Source organism: Streptomyces sp. TRD_SC_5, assembly GCF_056836825.1.
Genome location: NZ_JBWZZS010000001.1, coordinates 5,123,224 through 5,139,117, shown reverse-complemented (window position 1 = coordinate 5,139,117; position 15,894 = coordinate 5,123,224). Strand labels below are relative to the sequence as shown.

Here is a 15,894-nt window from a genome sequence, read left to right as displayed (position 1 = left end):
ACACTTGCCGCATGCGCATTCCCCGCCCCCGCAGCCTGGCCGGCCAGCTCTTCGCGATGCAGGTCGTCCTGGTTGCGGCGATCGTCGCGGGGTGCGCGGTCTTCGCGTACGTCTCGGACCGCTCCCAGGCCGCGGAGACCGCGCGGCGCCAGGCCTTCGCGACCGCCACCGCCGTGGCCAGGTCCCCGGCGGTGATCGAGGCGGCCCGCTCGGACCACCCGACGGGTCTCCTCCAGCCGTACACGGAGGCCCTGCGCAAGGAGGCCGGCGTCACCTTCGTCACGATCATGGCGCCGGACGGCACCCGCTGGACGCACCCGGAACCGCAGCAGATCGGCAGGACGTACCTGGGGCACACGGGCCCCGCCCTGGCGGGCCGCACCTTCGACGAGACGTACGTCGGGGTGCTGGGGCGGTCCGTGCGCGTGGTGGCGCCGGTACGGGACACCGAGGCCCGCGGCGGGCGGATCATCGGGCTCGTCAGCGCGGGCATCACCATCGAGACGATCAGCGCGCAGATCCGGCAGCAGGTGGCGGCGCTGCTCGGCGTGGCATCGGGCGCGCTCGCCCTCGGAGGCCTCGGTACGTACGTCATAAACGCCCGGCTCCGGCGGCACACGCACGGCATGAACGCCGGCGAGCTCAGCCGCATGCACGACTACCACGAGGCCGCACTGCACGCGGTGCGCGAGGGGCTGCTGATGCTCGACGGGCACCAGCGCATCGCGCTGATCAACGACGGCGGGCGCGAGCTGCTCGGGCTCGGGCCGGACGCGGTCGGCAGCCCGGTGGCCGAAATGGACCTGCCGGCCCCGCTGACGACGGCGCTGCTCGCCCCCGGGCCGCGCGTCGACGAGGTGCACCTGACGGCGGACCGGGTGATCGTCGTCAACAGCCGGCCGGTCACGGGCGGGGAGCAGCGGGGTACGGTCGTGACCCTGCGCGACCACACCGAACTCCAGGCACTGTCCGGCGAGCTGGACTCCGAGCGGGGGTTCACACAGGCGCTGCGCTCGCAGGCCCACGAGGCGGCGAACCGCCTGCACACCGTCGTCTCCCTCATCGAACTCGGCCGCGCGGACGAGGCGGTGGAGTTCGCCACGGCGGAGCTGGAGCTGGCGCAGGCCCTGACCGACCAGGTCGTCGGCGCGGTCGGCGAGCCGGTGCTGGCGGCGCTGCTGCTCGGGAAGGCTGCGCAGGCGAACGAGCGGGGCGTGGCGCTCGTACTGGACGAGGACAGCCGGATCGACGACGGCCTCCTGCCGTGCACGCTCCCGGCCCGCGACCTGGTGACGATACTGGGCAACCTGATCGACAACGCGGTGGACGCGGCGCAGGGCAGCGACGGCGCACGGGTCACGGTGACGGCCCGCACCGACGAGTCCCACGAGCTGCTGCTGCGCGTCTGCGACACGGGCCCGGGTGTGGCCCCCGCCTCGGCGGAAGCGGTTTTCGCCCGCGGCTGGTCGACGAAGAGCGCGGGGCGCGGGCTGGGGCTGGCGCTGGTGCGCCAGGCGGTGCACCGGGGAGGCGGCGCGATCGTGCTGGCGAGTGCGGCCGGGGGCGGCGCGGAGTTCACCGTACGACTGCCGTTGCGTGCGGCGGCGACGGAGAAGGTGCGTTCATGAGCCGGCGAATTTTTGCTTTCCCCCACCCGCCCGCCGCAGCCTCCCGCCGCCCGCGCCCGGCGGTGGCCGTATGAGTGCCGACGGCCGCATGAGTACCGACCCGGCGTCCCCGATCCGCGTCCTCGTCGTCGAAGACGACCCCGTCGCCGCCGACGCCCACGCGATGTATGTGGGCCGCGTCCCCGGCTTCACCGTCGCCGGGGTGGCTCATACGCGCGCGGCGGCGGTCCGGGCGCTCGACCGCGGGCGCGTCGATCTGCTGCTCCTCGACCTCTACCTCCCCGACGGCCACGGCCTCCACCTCGTACGTTCGATCCGCGGCGCCGGGCACACCGCCGACGTCATCGCCGTCACCTCCGCCCGCGATCTGGCCGTCGTACGCGAAGGGGTGTCCCTCGGCGTCGTCCAGTACGTACTGAAGCCCTTCACCTTCGCCACCCTGCGCGACCGTCTCACCCGCTACGCCGAGTTCCGTGCCAGCGTCGGTGAGGCCAGCGGCCAGGACGAGGTGGACCGCGCGCTCGCCGCCCTCCGCACTCCCAGGCCCGCCGCCCTCCCGAAGGGGCTCAGCGCCCCGACGCTGGAGGCGGTGACCCGTACCCTGCGCGAATCGCCGGCCGGGACCACCGCCGCGACGGCCGCCGCCGCGCTCGGCATCTCGCGGATCACCGCCCGCCGCTACCTGGAACACCTGGTCTCGGCGGGCCGCGCCGAGCGCAGCCCGCAGTACGGCCAGGTCGGCCGCCCGGAGCTGCACTACCGCTGGACCGCTGTCCGGTGAGGGCAAGTCGAGGGTCCTGCGGGGGAATGCCCCTGTCGCCGCGCCCGACCCTCTGCGGGGCGGCCTGGGGGTGACCGGGGGGTAACGTGAGGGTGGCAGTGGAGACTGTCGGATCGTAGGACGTTCCTACGAGTTGTTATCTTGGGTGAACGCACCGTAGTCAGCCGGGCCCTCGCCTCCGTACGGTGTGCCCGTGCACCCCTCTCCGCCTTTCAACGCCCTCGCCGCGCGACAACTGCGCGAGGCCCTGGGCATGGCCCCCGGCCATGTCGCCTACGGGCTCCGTGCGCAGTACGGCCTGAACATCGGTCCCGACCTCGTCATCGCCTGGGAGCGCGGGCAGCGCGCGCCCGGCATGCAGGAGATCACGGCGCTCGCCGGAGTGCTGTGGTGCGCGGTCGGCGACCTGATCGCCGCCCCGGGCACGCTGCGCGAGCACCGGATGGCGCGGGGTCTGGCGGCGCCGGATCTCGCGCGGCTGATCGGCGTGGACGCGGACGCGTACCAGCGGATGGAGGACGCGGGGCGCTGGCGCGGCAACGAGCGGCAGTCCGGGGCGCTCTCCGAGGTCCTCGGTCTGACACCGCAGGAGTTCGTCACGGCGACGGGCCGCGACGAGGACCTGTCCGAGGTCCTGTGCAGCGCGGTGACGACTCGCTGGCAGGCGTACGTACGGCCGACGGCGAAGCTGGTCCCTGTGCCCCGGCGCCACTTGGAGGACGCACTCCAGCGCTTGCACACCGACTACCAGTCGCAAATGGTGTCGACGCTGAGCTGGAGCGGCAGCGGTTCCGGGGACGGTGCGAAAGGCCGGGACTTCCTGGACGACATCGTCAGCCAGTTCTGGCAGCTGATGCCTTGATTCCCTGACAGGCGGATCGAAGCGGGCCAGTGGCGTGTGGCGCGGCTCAGAAGACCGATTCGGCCTCGTACATCCGCTTCTCCGGAACCGTCTTCAACTCCTCGACACCCGCCGCCAGCGGCACCATCGTGATCTCGGTGCCGGTCAGCGCCGTCATGTTGCCGAAGTCGCCCCGGTGCACCGCCTCCACCGCGTGCCAGCCGAAGCGGGTGGCGAGGACACGGTCGTACGCCGTCGGGGTGCCGCCGCGCTGGACGTGGCCGAGGATGACCGGCCGCGCCTCCTTGCCGAGCCGCTTCTCCAGCTCGCTCGCGAGCCGGTTGCCGATGCCGGTGAAGCGCTCGTGTCCGAACTGGTCGATGGCGCCCTTCTCGTACGGCATGGAGCCCTCGGCCGGACGCGCGCCTTCCGCGATGCAGACGACCGCGAACTTCTTGCCGCGCGCGAAGCGCTCCTCGACCATCTTGACCAGGTCGTCCACCTCGAAGGGGCGCTCCGGCAGGCAGATGCCGTGCGCGCCGCCCGCCATGCCGGACTCCAGCGCGATCCACCCCGCGTGCCGGCCCATGACCTCGACGACCATCACGCGCTGATGGGACTCGGCGGTGGTCTTGAGGCGGTCTATGGCCTCGGTCGCGACCCCGACGGCCGTGTCGAAGCCGAAGGTGCGGTCGGTGCCGTTGATGTCGTTGTCGATGGTCTTCGGTACGCCGACGACCGGCATCCCCGCGTCCGACAGCATCCGGGACGCCGTGAGCGTGCCCTCGCCGCCGATCGGGATGAGCGCGTCGATGCCGGAGCGCTCCGCCAACTCGTGCCAGTTCTCGGCCGCTTCGCGCAGCCGGTCGCGCTCCAGGCGCGCGGAGCCGAGGATCGTGCCGCCGCGCGCCAGAATGCCGCTGACGGCGTCGAGGTCGAGGGGACGGAAATGGCCGTCGAGCAGGCCCTTGAAACCGTCCTCGAAACCGATGACTTCGTCGCCGTGACCTGCCACGGCACGGTGCACGACCGACCGGATCACTGCGTTCAGCCCGGGGCAGTCTCCGCCTGCGGTGAGAACTCCGATACGCATCGTGCTGTGTCTCCTGCTCGCTAGTGGTACATGTGAGCCAGAATCCGATTGTTTCACGGGTCGCATGGGCTCCGCGCTTCCGGCTACTCCTCCATCAGGGCCCGAACCGGGCCGTACCGGGGCGTTGCGGAGGCCCACGGAGACGCTGGGGCGACCTCGCGGATCAGCCCTGGCCAGGCCTGCGGACCGGGGTCTCACAGCCCCCTGCCCGGCGGGCGCCCTATCCACCCGCACAGGTATTGTCAAGAGGGCAAGACCACCCTATCTGGACGGAGAGCACGCGTGACGCGCAGCGTGTACGTGACCGGGATCGACCGGGGAGACGGCCGGCAGGTCATCGAGCTGGGAGTCATGGAGCTCCTGACGCGCCAGGTGGACCGGGTGGGCGTCTTCCGCCCCCTGGTGCACGACGGGCCGGACCGGCTCTTCGACCTGCTGCGCGCCCGGTACCGGCTGTCGCAGGACCCGGAGACCGGGTACGGCATGTACTACCAGGAGGCGGCGGCGCTCCAGGCCGAGAAGGGCACCGACGAGCTGGTGACCCGTATCGTCGACCGCTTCCACCGGGTGGCGCGGGACTACGAGGTCGTTCTCGTACTCGGCACGGACTTCGCCGACACCCAGCTGCCCGACGAGCTCGCACTGAACGCCCGCCTGGCCAACGAGTTCGGCGCCTCGGTGATCCCCGTGGTCGGCGGCAGGAAGCAGCCCGCCGACGCGGTGCGCGCCGAGACCCGCAACGCGTACCGCGCGTACGAGGCCCTGGGCTGCCATGTCCTGGCCATGGTCGCCAACCGCGTCGCCCCCATGGACCGCGCCGAGATCGCCGAGCGCCTGGAGGCCCGCCTCCCGGTGCCCTGCTACGCCCTGCCCGACGAGCCCGCGCTGGCCGCCCCCACCGTCGCCCAGATCACCCACGCGCTGGGCGGCAAGGTGGTGCTCGGGGACGACGCGGGTCTGGCGCGCGACGCCCTGGACTTCGTCTTCGGCGGCGCGATGCTGCCGAACTTCCTGAACGCCCTGACCCCCGGGTGCCTGGTCGTGACCCCGGGCGACCGCGCCGACCTCGTGGTGGGCGCGCTCGCCGCGCACAGCGCCGGGACCCCGCCCATAGCGGGCGTACTCCTGACCCTCGACGAGCGCCCCGGCGACGAGGTGCTCACCCTGGCCGCGCGCCTCGCGCCCGGCACCCCGGTGGTCTCGGTGGCCGGCGGCTCCTTCCCCACCGCGGGCGAGCTCTTCGCCCTGGAGGGCAAGCTGAACGCCGCGACCCCCCGCAAGGCGGAGACCGCGCTCGGCCTCTTCGAGCGGTACGTCGACACGGCGGACCTGCTCGAGCGGATGGCGGTGGCCCGCAGCGGCCGCGTCACGCCGATGATGTTCGAGCACGAGCTGCTGGAGCGGGCCCGCTCGAACCGCCGCCGCGTCGTGCTGCCCGAGGGCACCGAGGAGCGCGTCCTGCGCGCCGCCGACGTACTGATCCGCCGCGACGTGTGCGACCTGACGCTGCTCGGCGACGTCGACGTACTGCGCAAGAAGGCCGCCGACCTGGGCATCGACCTCACGAAGACCCAGCTCATCGATCCGCAGACCTCCGAGCTGCGCGGCCGGTTCGCCGAGACGTACGCGAAGCTGCGCGCCCACAAGGGTGTCAGCGTGGAGCTGGCGTACGACGTGGTGGCCGACGTCAACTACTTCGGCACGCTGATGGTCCACGAGGGCCTGGCCGACGGCATGGTGTCGGGCTCGGTGCACTCCACCGCCGCGACCATCCGCCCCGCCTTCGAGATCATCAAGACCAAGCCGGACGCCAAGATCGTCTCGTCGGTCTTCTTCATGCTGCTGGCCGACAAGGTGCTCGTGTACGGCGACTGCGCGGTCAATCCGGACCCGGACGCCGCCGAGCTCGCGGACATCGCCGTCCAGTCGGCGGCCACGGCCGAGAAGTTCGGCGTGGCCCCCCGGATCGCGATGCTGTCGTACTCGACGGGCAGCTCCGGCACCGGCGCGGACGTCGACAAGGTGCGCGACGCCACCGAGCTGGTGCGCGTCGGCCGTCCCGACCTGCTGGTCGAGGGGCCGATCCAGTACGACGCGGCGGTCGAGCCGTCGGTCGCCGCCACCAAGCTGCCGGGATCGGAGGTCGCCGGCCAGGCCTCGGTGCTGATCTTCCCGGACCTGAACACCGGCAACAACACCTACAAGGCCGTCCAGCGCTCGGCCGGCGCCGTCGCCGTCGGCCCGGTCCTCCAGGGCCTGAACAAGCCGGTCAACGACCTGTCGCGCGGCGCCCTGGTGCAGGACATCGTCCAGACGGTCGCCATCACGGCGATCCAGGCCCAGGGTGAGAGCGCGTGACGTCCACCCCGAGCACCCCGACCCGAGAAGGCGCCGTACCCGTGACCGCTGCCACGCGCATCCTTGTCCTCAACTCCGGCTCCTCGTCGGTGAAGTACCAGCTGCTCGACATGCGCGACAACTCGCGCCTCGCCGTCGGCCTGGTCGAGCGGATCGGTGAGGAGACCTCGCGCCTGGTGCACAGCCCGCTGACCGGCGACGGTGGCGAGGGCTCCGGAAAGCGCGAGCGCACCGCCCCGATGGCCGACCACGAGGCCGCGCTGAAGGCCGTCGCCGAGGAGTTGGCGCACGACGGGCTCGGCCTGGACTCCCCCGAGCTGGCCGCCATCGGTCACCGGGTGGTCCACGGCGGCCTGAAGTTCAGCGCCCCGACCGTGATCACCGACGAGGTGATGGCGGAGATCGAGCGGCTCGTCCCGGTCGCCCCGCTGCACAACCCGGCGAACATCACGGGCATCCGTACGGCCCAGGCGCTGCGCCCGGACCTGCCGCAGGTCGCCGTCTTCGACACCGCCTTCCATACGACGATGCCCGAGTCGGCGGCCCGTTACGCGATCGACGTCGAGACCGCCGACGCGCACCGCATCCGCCGCTACGGCTTCCACGGCACCTCGCACGCGTTCGTGTCGCGCGAGACGGCGAAGCTGCTCGGCAAGGACCCGTCCGAGGTCAACGTCATCGTGCTGCACCTGGGCAACGGGGCGTCGGCGTCCGCCGTGCGGGGCGGGGAGTGCGTGGACACGTCGATGGGACTGACCCCCTTGGAGGGGCTGGTCATGGGTACGCGCTCCGGTGACATCGATCCGGCGGTGGTGTTCCACCTCAAGCGGGTCGCCGGGATGAGCACGGACGAGATCGACGTATTGCTGAACAAGAAAAGCGGGCTTGTCGGCCTTTGCGGTGACAACGACATGCGGGAGATACGCCGCCGTATCGACGAGGGTGATCAGCGCGCATTGCTGGCCTTCGAGATCTACATCCACCGGCTGAAGAAATACATCGGGGCTTACTACGCCGTTCTCGGCCGGGTCGACGCGGTGGTGTTCACTGCCGGTGTCGGCGAGAACGCGGCGCCCGTGCGCGCGGCCGCGATCGCGGGTCTGGAGGAGCTGGGCCTGGTGGTGGACGCGGATCTCAACGCCGTTCGGGCGGATTCGGCGCGGCTGATCTCGCCGGAGTACGCCCGGGTCGCGGTCGCCGTGGTACCGACCGACGAGGAACTGGAAATCGCGCGGCAGACGTATGCGTTGGTCAACGCCTGAGCGGCATCCCGCCCATTTGTACATTCCACCAGACGGAATATTCCGCAGCGAAACAAACCGATAGGATCCGCCTCATGCGCCGTTCCAAAATCGTTTGCACACTGGGTCCCGCCGTCGACTCCCATGACCAGCTCGTCGCTCTGATTGACGCCGGCATGAGCGTGGCCCGATTCAACTTCAGCCACGGCACCCACGCCGAGCACCAGGGCCGGTACGACCGGGTCCGCAAGGCCGCCGAGGAGACGGGCCGCGCGGTGGGCGTGCTCGCCGACCTCCAGGGCCCGAAGATCCGGCTGGCGAAGTTCGCCGAGGGCCCGGTCGAACTGGTCCGCGGGGACGAGTTCGTCATCACCGCCGAGGACGTCCCGGGCGACAAGTCGATCTGCGGCACGACCTACAAGGGTCTGCCCGGCGACGTCTCCAAGGGCGACCCGATCCTGATCAACGACGGCAACGTCGAGCTCAAGGTCGTCTCGGTCGAGGGCCCGCAGGTCCACACCATCGTGATCGAGGGCGGTGTCGTCTCCGACCACAAGGGCATCAACCTGCCCGGCGCGGCGGTCAATGTCCCCGCGCTGTCCGAGAAGGACGTCGATGACCTGCGCTTCGCCCTTCGGATGGGCTGCGACATGGTCGCGCTGTCCTTCGTGCGCGACGCCGACGACGTCAAGGACGTCCACAAGGTGATGGACGAGGAGGGCCGCCGGGTCCCCGTCATCGCCAAGGTCGAGAAGCCGCAGGCCGTCGAGCACATGGAGGGCGTCGTCATGGCGTTCGACGGTGTGATGGTCGCCCGCGGCGACCTGGCCGTCGAGTATCCGCTCGAAAAGGTCCCGATGGTGCAGAAGCGGCTCATCGAGCTGTGCCGCCGCAACGCCAAGCCGGTGATCGTCGCGACCCAGATGATGGAGTCGATGATCACCAACTCGCGCCCGACGCGCGCCGAGGCGTCCGACGTCGCCAACGCGATCCTGGACGGCGCGGACGCGGTCATGCTGTCCGCGGAGTCCTCGGTCGGGGCGTACCCGATCGAGACGGTCAAGACGATGTCGAAGATCGTCGTAGCGGCGGAAGAGGAGCTCCTCTCGAAGGGCCTCCAGCCCCTGGTTCCGGGAAAGAAGCCCCGTACGCAGGGCGGTTCGGTCGCCCGCGCGGCCGCCGAGATCGCGGACTTCCTCAATGGCAAGGCGCTGGTCGCCTTCACCAAGTCCGGCGACACGGCCCGCCGGCTGTCCCGCTACCGTACGGCGGTGCCGATCCTGGCCTTCACGACGGACGTCGGCACGCGCAACCAGCTCGCGCTGAGCTGGGGCGTCGAGTCCTTCGTCGTACCGCACGTCGACAACACCGACGCGATGGTCGACCTCGTCGACGCCGAGCTGCTCAAGCTCCAGCGCTACAACAACGGCGACACCATGGTCATCACGGCCGGCTCGCCCCCCGGCGTACCCGGCACCACGAACATGGTCCGGGTCCACCACCTGGGCGGCGGCGAGCAGACGGCGGACTGACGCCGCTGCGGCTCCGCACATGCGAACGGCGGTGGCCGCCCCCTGATCGAAGGGGGCGGCCACCGCCGTTGCCGGTCCGCGCCGGACGGGCCGTCAGCCGGTAAAGAAGTTGTGCAGGCCGGGGACCTTGAGGGTGCCGCCGAACTGGCCGGCCTGGGTCACCTTGACCTTCGTGAACATCGCGATCGGGACGTTCAGCGGGGGCGGGGTCTCCGGGCTGAACGTGACCGGGATGAGGCCGAAGAGGTTGCCCTTCAGCTCCTCCGTGTACATGGTCACCGTGCCTTCGCGGATGGTCGACGTGGACCCACCCGCGGCCTGCACGTGCGCCGTGGTGCCGTTGGGGCCGACGACCTTCTGGTGAAGGTCCTTGATGTCGGTTTCCTTCGCCGTGAACTTCAGGACCTTCTTGATCTTGCCGCTGCCGGTCCTGACCTCGACGATGCCCTTGTAGTCGAGCCCGCGCAGGGTGAGCATCGAGCTCTCCAGGATCCACGGGTCGTCCGGCAGGTCGGGGATGCCCTGTTCGAGCTCGGCGTTCGCGAGCGCTTGCGGGTCCGCCGTCGGGCAGGGGAAGGGCTCCTTGCCGTTGGCGTCCGCGGCGGGTTCGTCGGCGTCGGCGGCCTTGTCCGCGGTGTCTTCCGCGGTGCCCTTGGCCTCGTCGCCGAGCTCCTCGACCTTGGCGCCCGCCTTGTCCGCCGCGTCCCTGATGGCGTCCGCGGTCTTGTCGGCCGCCTCTTCCGCCGGAGTCTTCGGCTCGTCCGCATCGGGCTTGCCGACGGCGGGCTTGTCGGCGTCCGGCCCGTCGGTGTCCGGCTTGTCGGCCTCGGGCTCGTCGGTCGCGCTGCCGCCGTCGGCGGCGTCCGTCCCGGAGGGCTCCGGAGCAGCGGTCTCCTTGTCGGGCCCGTCGAGTACGTCCTTGATCGCGTCGCCCACACCCAGCGGGTCGAGCGGATTCTTGGTCTCGCTCTCCGTCGGAGTCGGAGACGGCGTGGGCGTCGAAGTCGCGGTCTTGCCCGCCTCCGGTGCCTTGGTGGGCTCGGCCGCAGGCGCGGTGCTGCTCGCGTCCGGGGTCTCGCCGGGCTTCGGCGTCTCTCCCGCACCGGGCGTCCCGGCCGGCTTGTCCGGCGTGGTGCCCGGGCTCGGGGTGGCCGTCGGTGTGGGCTTGGCCGAGGGGGAGGTGGACTCGGAGGCGTCCGGGTCAGGAGTGTCCGAGCGGGTTACGCAGGGGCCGGGAGCGAAGGGGTTCGTCACCTGGTCGTCGGCGAGCGCCAGCTTCGGGGTGAGCCCCATGCCGACGAACACGGCCGTGGGCATCGCGGCCAGAGCCATCGCCTTGCCGGCGGGTATCTGCAGCTTCGTCAGGAGCGACTTCCTGGGGGCCGCGTGACGCGGCCCGCTTCTTTCACGGGTCCGGTCGCCTCCGGCCGCAGTCAGCTCCGCTTCGTCACCCCGCACTGTTCCTCCCGCCATTGGCGTCAACAGATGTGTCTGTTACGTACGTGTGGTCCGTGCCGTCCGCCGGGCCACCGACGGGAACATCGCCCGCGGGCGGTATCTCGCCGGTCTGGACCGGGTATCCGCCGGGCGCGTCCGGCGTGGCAGGCGCCCAGGAGATGGACAGGGCTCCGCCGGTCAGCGCCAGGAGGAAGCCGACTCCGAAGCCGCCCAGGTTGGACACGGGGATCGAGACGAGCGCCAGCAGAATCGAGGCGACACCCGCGAAGATCCGGACGATGTGGTGGTACCACATGGTCAGGCCGAGCGTGACGAGCAGTACGCCGATGATCAGCGAGCCCGCTCCTGCGGTGGTGGCCATGGCCATCGTGAGGTGGCCGATCTTGATTTCGGCGTACGGAAGCCAGGCGATCGGCACACCGCCCACCAGCGTGAGCAGGCCCGCCCAGAACGGCCGGCCGCCCCGCCAGGCACGGAAGCGCAGCCGCCAGTAGTTGAAATCGCGGCTCGGACCCGAGGACTCGGCGCTCATGGAAAACAGCTCCCTGGAACCGGTGTTGCTGTGCAGAGATGAGGGAGGGGACAGCGGGCGGGACGACGCGACGCGTCACGCGTCCCGCCCGCAGAGGGGGTGCTTAGTAGCACTCCTTGACGCCCTTGTGCAGCTTCATGCTCAGACCACTGAGCTTGAAGGTGCCGGCCGTGGTGGACCAGGCCTTCTGCTTCACGTCGGTCAGCAGGGCCTCGTCGGCCTGCTGCGAGAAGCCGTACGGGTTGGCCCTGGTGCCCGGCTGGATACCCGGGCCCTTCGTGGCCTTGCCCGCCGCCACACCGATGTCGATGTTCGTGAACACGGCGTCGGCGCCGAGCTCCTCGACGTCCAGGTACAGGTTCTTTGCCTCGACCGGCTTACCGTTTCCGCCGGCGGTGAGCTCAAGCGAGATGTTGCCGAAGACCGGGACGTTGGGCGTCACGACCGACTGACACATCTTGGTGATCTTGGCGGACGTGAACGCCGACACCGCGACCGGGTGGGCAGCCTTGTTGCCCTCGAGGTCGGTGCCTTCGGCCATTCCTCCGTACTGGAAGAAGCCCTTACCCTCGAGCTTCTTCGCGCTGACCTTGAAGCTCTGGCCAGAAACGCTGAACGACGCCGCGAGCGCGCCCTGTGCGAGGGCGACACCTATCGCGGCCGTCGCGGCCACACTCGGCACCATGACGACGGCGAACCGCTTCCATCTGGTCCCGCCACGAACTGCAGACTCCATGACTTTCCTCCTTCTCGGACGTACATCTCCGGTACGGGCAGGGGCCCGCAGGGGGATGGGAGAAGTGCTACGTCCTCGGGAAGGAGAGCGCCCGTATCGGAGGCGCGAACGACTTCCGAATCACCGGCGATCACCCCCGAGCGACAACCACTGGCCACGCATTCGCGCAACCTCCTGGACAGGCCCCGCCGTTCGGCAGAGACCCCCCTGTCCACGGCCGGCGAGCACTGCCGCCGACCGGCTCGGTGGGGACCCAACGGGACCGCGGCGCCGATTGGCTGTCGGGCTGGTGCGGTATTGGACCGAGCGTGGCCGATCGTGGTGCATTCACGGCCGGGGCACAAGGGGTTCGTTACTCGCTAGTAACGGCCGGATAACCGAAGCGCGACCGGCCGGTATCGAGGGGCCACGGACGGTGCCGTCAAGTGACGGGAAAAACGCAGTGATTGTCGCCCAGAAACGGGCAGAACACCTTGATGGACTTACTGCAAGTAACAGCGGCCGCGTTTACCAATTTTCGGTAAAGCGCGGCCGCCTCTTGTCACTGTGTCGCCAAATCAACGCGGGTGGCAGCAGGAGCACCACCCGTACCACCTGTCAGAACAGCACCCTCGCCAGCGCCGCTCGCGCCGGCGCCACGCGCGGGTCGTCGCCGCCGATCACCTCGAAGAGCTCCAGCAGCCGCACCCGCGCGGCGTCGCGGTCGTCACCGGCCGTGCGCCGCACCGTCTCGACCAGACGCCCGAAGGCGTCCTCCACATGGCCGCCGACCAGGTCCAGGTCGGCCGCGGCGATCTGCGCGGCCACGTCGGCCGGGTTCTCGGCGGCGTCCTGGCGGACCTGCTGCGGGTCGAGGTCCTGGACGCGCGCCAGGAGTTCGGCCTGCGCGAGCCCCAGTTTGGCCTCGGTGTTGCCCGGGTCGTCGACCAGGACGTTCTTGTACGCCTGGACCGCACCGCCGAAGTCGTTCGCGTCCAGCGCCAGCGCCGCCGCTTCGAGCAGCGCGTCGTACGGGCCGGGAGGCGCCTCGGCCGCCTCGGCCGCAGCTTCGACGCCGCCGGCCGCCGCCGGGTCGACGACGATGCCCGTCAGACCGAAGCGCTCCTCCGCGACCTGGATCAGCTGGTCCAGCGTCTCGCGGATCTGCGCCTCGGGGGCCGCGCCCTGGAAGAGGGGCAGCGCCTGTCCGGCGACCACCGCGAAGACCGCCGGGATCCCCTGGATCCCGAACTGCTGCATCAGCATCTGGTTGGCGTCGACGTCCACCTTGGCGAGGACGAAGCGACCGTTGTACTGGAGGGCGAGGCGCTCGAGGAGCGGGCCGAGCTGCTTGCACGGCTCGCACCACTCGGCCCAGAAGTCGATGACGACCGGGACTTCGGCGGAGCGCTGGAGGACATCGCGCTCGAAGCCGGCCTCGTCGACATCGATCACCAGACTCACCGGGGCAACGGCTCCCGCACCGCCACCACCGTTGCCGGCGGCGTCGGCGCGTGCCTGCTCCGCCTTCTGCCGGGCTTCGCCGGCCGCCTTCACCGCGGCGAGGTCGACGACGCCGCTCATGGACATGTTCCTAGGCTGCATGCGTACATCCTCCCCCTTTCGCGCGCGGTAGAGAAAAACATGTGCCGAACCGCGTCCGCCCGCAGCCCCCCGCCGGTTGCGGGGCGTACGGACGAACACGCCCAAGGTCCCGAGGAGGACCGGGGTCGGCGCGGGGTCCCCACCCTCGCGCCAGTTGCCGCTGTGGTTTGTCGCTCTGGTCGCCACTCTTTCGCTACTGGTCGTAGCGTAACTCGAATGCCGGCCGGCCCGGCGTCCGCATTCGGTGATCTCGCTCACGGCGACCAGCGACCTACCGACCGGTATGGTCGCGGCATGCCGCCCAGCCACCCCCCACTCCCCCCTCCCACCCGCACGGGCCGCCCACGCAGCGTCGAGGCCCACGCAGCGATCCTCGAGGCGACGAGAGCGGCGCTGGTCGAACTGGGCTGGTCGAAGCTGACGATGAGCGACGTGGCGAGCCGGGCCGGCGTCGCCAAGACGACGCTGTACCGCCGCTGGGCGAACAGGAGCGAGCTGGTCGTCGACGCCGTGGCCGTGCTCTTCGACGAACTGCAGCTCCCCGACCGGGGCAGCCTGACAGCCGACGTCGAGGGCGTGGTGCTCCAGTTCGCGGCGCTGCTCGACCGGCCCGAGGCGAAGACCGCGCTGATGGCGGTGGTCGCGGAGTCGACGCGCGACGAGGCGCTGCGCGAGCGCATCCGCTCGGCGATCGTGGACCGCCAGAAGCGACTGGTGCTGCTCGGCCGGGAACGCGCGCAGGCCCGCGGCGAGCTGCCGTACGAGGACGACCCCGCACAGGCGGCCCGTAACGCGGACCTGATCTTCGACGTCATCGCCGGCGCAGTGGTCCACCGGGCACTGGTGAGCGCGGAACCGGTGGACACGGAGTGGGCGCACAGCTTCTCACTCCTGCTGATGAACGGCCTGACGGCGGGCCCGGGGGCTCCGCCTCAGACCTGATAGCGGTCGGCCGCAAAGAGACGCAGGTTCTCGGCGACCCACTCGGAAGTCCGCTTCAGCCCGTCCTCCAGCGACACCTCGGGCCGCCACCCCGACCACTCCAGCGCCCGCCTGTTGTCCGACAGCAGCCGCTCCACCTCGCTGCCGGACGGCCGCAGCCGCGCCGGGTCGACGACGACCTCCGCCTCCCGCCCGGACGCGGCGATCAGCGCCCGCGCCAGGTCCCCCACCGAGATCTCACGCCCCGTACCGAGGTTGACGACCTCGCCGAGCGCACGGTCGCAGCCCGCCATCGCGAGGAATCCGAGGGCCGTGTCCGTGACATACGTGAAGTCGCGGGTCGGTGTGAGGGAACCGAGCCTGATCTGCCGGGCGCCCGAGTGGAGTTGGGGCCAGGATCGTGGGTATGCAGCGCGCGCGGACTGGCGCGGGCCGTAGGTGTTGAAGGGCCGTACGACCGTCACCGGCAGCTCGAAGGCGTGGTGGAAGGAGAGCGCCGTCAGGGACGGACTCGCCATCGAGGGGTACGAGGTCAGGGGCGCGGCCGACGGCCTGGCCGCGCTTTCCGAGACCGCGTCCTGGCAGCCCGACGCGATCGTGCTGGACGTGATGATGCCGGTGCTGGACGGGCTGGGCGTGTGCCGTCGGCTGCGGGCGATGGAGGACCGTACGCCCGTGCTGGTCCTCACGGCGCTCGGCTCGGTGAGCGAACGCGTGGACGGCCTCGACGCGGGCGCGGACGACTACCTCGTCAAACCCTTCGCGCTGGACGAACTGGTGGCGCGGGTCCGCGCCCTGCTGCGGCGGGCCGCGCCCGCGTCGCAGGAGACCGCTGAGCTTTCGTACGCCGACCTGGTACTGGACCCGGCGTCACGTACAGGGCGGCGGGGCGGCCGCGCGCTTGTCTTCAGCCGCACGGAGTTCACGCTGCTGGAGCTGCTGATGCGCCACCCGGGCCAGGTGCTGCCGCGCGAGATGATCCTGGAACTCGTCTGGGGCCGCGATTTCGGCTCGGATTCCAACTCCCTGGCCGTGTACGTCGGTTACCTGCGCCGGAAGCTGGAGACGGACGGCGAGCCGCGCCTCGTGCACACCGTGCACGGCATCGGATACCGCCTGGACCTGGCGTGAGCGGCGGCCGCGGGCCGGGCGCGCCGGCGCCGCCGGC

At 70.8% G+C, this 15,894-nt stretch carries 13 protein-coding genes and 1 pseudogene; 8 read left to right on the top strand and 6 right to left on the bottom strand.

Annotated elements, in window-relative coordinates; genetic code table 11:
• Positions 1-11: 11 nt before the first annotated feature.
• The 3 genes from AC1P0E_RS23755 to AC1P0E_RS23745 all read left to right on the top strand — a co-directional run bounded on the left by AC1P0E_RS23755 (position 12) and on the right by AC1P0E_RS23745 (position 3,271).
• Positions 12-1,628, top strand: a complete 1,617-nt coding sequence (locus tag AC1P0E_RS23755) for a sensor histidine kinase (RefSeq protein WP_482744151.1) — start codon at positions 12-14, stop codon at positions 1,626-1,628.
• Between the two features lie 88 nt (positions 1,629-1,716).
• Complete coding sequence (locus AC1P0E_RS23750; RefSeq protein WP_482744150.1) at positions 1,717-2,409, top strand: response regulator; 693 nt, start codon at positions 1,717-1,719, stop codon at positions 2,407-2,409.
• 193 nt (positions 2,410-2,602) lie between these two features.
• A complete protein-coding gene (locus tag AC1P0E_RS23745; RefSeq protein ID WP_482744149.1) occupies positions 2,603-3,271 on the top strand; it encodes a helix-turn-helix domain-containing protein in 669 nt (222 codons plus the stop codon).
• Positions 3,272-3,317: 46 nt separating this feature from the next.
• On the opposite strand, the gene AC1P0E_RS23740 is transcribed toward AC1P0E_RS23745, so the two are convergent.
• Complete coding sequence (locus AC1P0E_RS23740) at positions 3,318-4,343, bottom strand: ATP-dependent 6-phosphofructokinase (protein ID WP_482744148.1); 1,026 nt, start codon at positions 4,341-4,343, stop codon at positions 3,318-3,320.
• Positions 4,344-4,625: 282 nt separating this feature from the next.
• Here AC1P0E_RS23740 and pta point away from each other — a divergent pair, with 282 nt between their 5' ends.
• The 3 genes from pta to pyk all read left to right on the top strand — a co-directional run bounded on the left by pta (position 4,626) and on the right by pyk (position 9,474).
• Positions 4,626-6,701, top strand: a complete 2,076-nt coding sequence (gene pta, locus AC1P0E_RS23735; RefSeq protein ID WP_482744147.1) for a phosphate acetyltransferase — start codon at positions 4,626-4,628, stop codon at positions 6,699-6,701.
• Positions 6,702-6,742: 41 nt separating this feature from the next.
• Positions 6,743-7,963: an acetate kinase gene (locus AC1P0E_RS23730; RefSeq protein ID WP_482744146.1), complete on the top strand. Its 1,221-nt coding sequence runs from the start codon at positions 6,743-6,745 to the stop codon at positions 7,961-7,963.
• A gap of 74 nt (positions 7,964-8,037) precedes the next feature.
• Complete coding sequence (pyk, locus tag AC1P0E_RS23725) at positions 8,038-9,474, top strand: pyruvate kinase (protein WP_482744145.1); 1,437 nt, start codon at positions 8,038-8,040, stop codon at positions 9,472-9,474.
• A 93-nt stretch (positions 9,475-9,567) separates the two neighbouring features.
• Here the strand turns inward: pyk and AC1P0E_RS23720 are convergent, their stop codons facing one another.
• From AC1P0E_RS23720 to AC1P0E_RS23705, 4 genes are all read right to left on the bottom strand, one after another.
• On the bottom strand, positions 9,568-10,932 hold the full coding sequence (locus tag AC1P0E_RS23720; RefSeq protein ID WP_482745877.1) for a hypothetical protein: 1,365 nt from the start codon (positions 10,930-10,932) through the stop codon (positions 9,568-9,570).
• Positions 10,922-11,464, bottom strand: a complete 543-nt coding sequence (locus AC1P0E_RS23715) for a DUF6114 domain-containing protein (protein ID WP_482744144.1) — start codon at positions 11,462-11,464, stop codon at positions 10,922-10,924. Before AC1P0E_RS23715 ends, AC1P0E_RS23720 begins: the two co-directional genes overlap by 11 nt.
• Before the next feature lie 103 nt (positions 11,465-11,567).
• The gene (locus AC1P0E_RS23710; protein WP_482744143.1) at positions 11,568-12,200 is read right to left on the bottom strand and encodes a DUF6230 family protein; all 633 of its coding nucleotides are present in this window, start codon (positions 12,198-12,200) and stop codon (positions 11,568-11,570) included.
• A 597-nt stretch (positions 12,201-12,797) separates the two neighbouring features.
• Positions 12,798-13,784, bottom strand: coding sequence for a tetratricopeptide repeat protein (locus AC1P0E_RS23705; RefSeq protein WP_482744142.1), 987 nt, complete (start codon positions 13,782-13,784; stop codon positions 12,798-12,800).
• A 294-nt stretch (positions 13,785-14,078) separates the two neighbouring features.
• Between AC1P0E_RS23705 and AC1P0E_RS23700 the strand changes: the two genes are divergently transcribed.
• Complete coding sequence (locus AC1P0E_RS23700; RefSeq protein ID WP_482744141.1) at positions 14,079-14,726, top strand: TetR/AcrR family transcriptional regulator; 648 nt, start codon at positions 14,079-14,081, stop codon at positions 14,724-14,726.
• Here the strand turns inward: AC1P0E_RS23700 and AC1P0E_RS23695 are convergent.
• Positions 14,717-15,226 (bottom strand): annotated as a pseudogene (locus AC1P0E_RS23695) (GDP-mannose 4,6-dehydratase); the annotation flags it as partial. The gene AC1P0E_RS23700 and the pseudogene AC1P0E_RS23695 overlap by 10 nt on opposite strands.
• Here AC1P0E_RS23695 and AC1P0E_RS23690 point away from each other — a divergent pair.
• Positions 15,168-15,857, top strand: coding sequence for a response regulator transcription factor (locus AC1P0E_RS23690; RefSeq protein WP_482745876.1), 690 nt, complete (start codon positions 15,168-15,170; stop codon positions 15,855-15,857). The pseudogene AC1P0E_RS23695 and the gene AC1P0E_RS23690 sit on opposite strands and share 59 nt — an antisense overlap.
• The last annotated feature ends 37 nt before the right edge of the window (positions 15,858-15,894 follow it).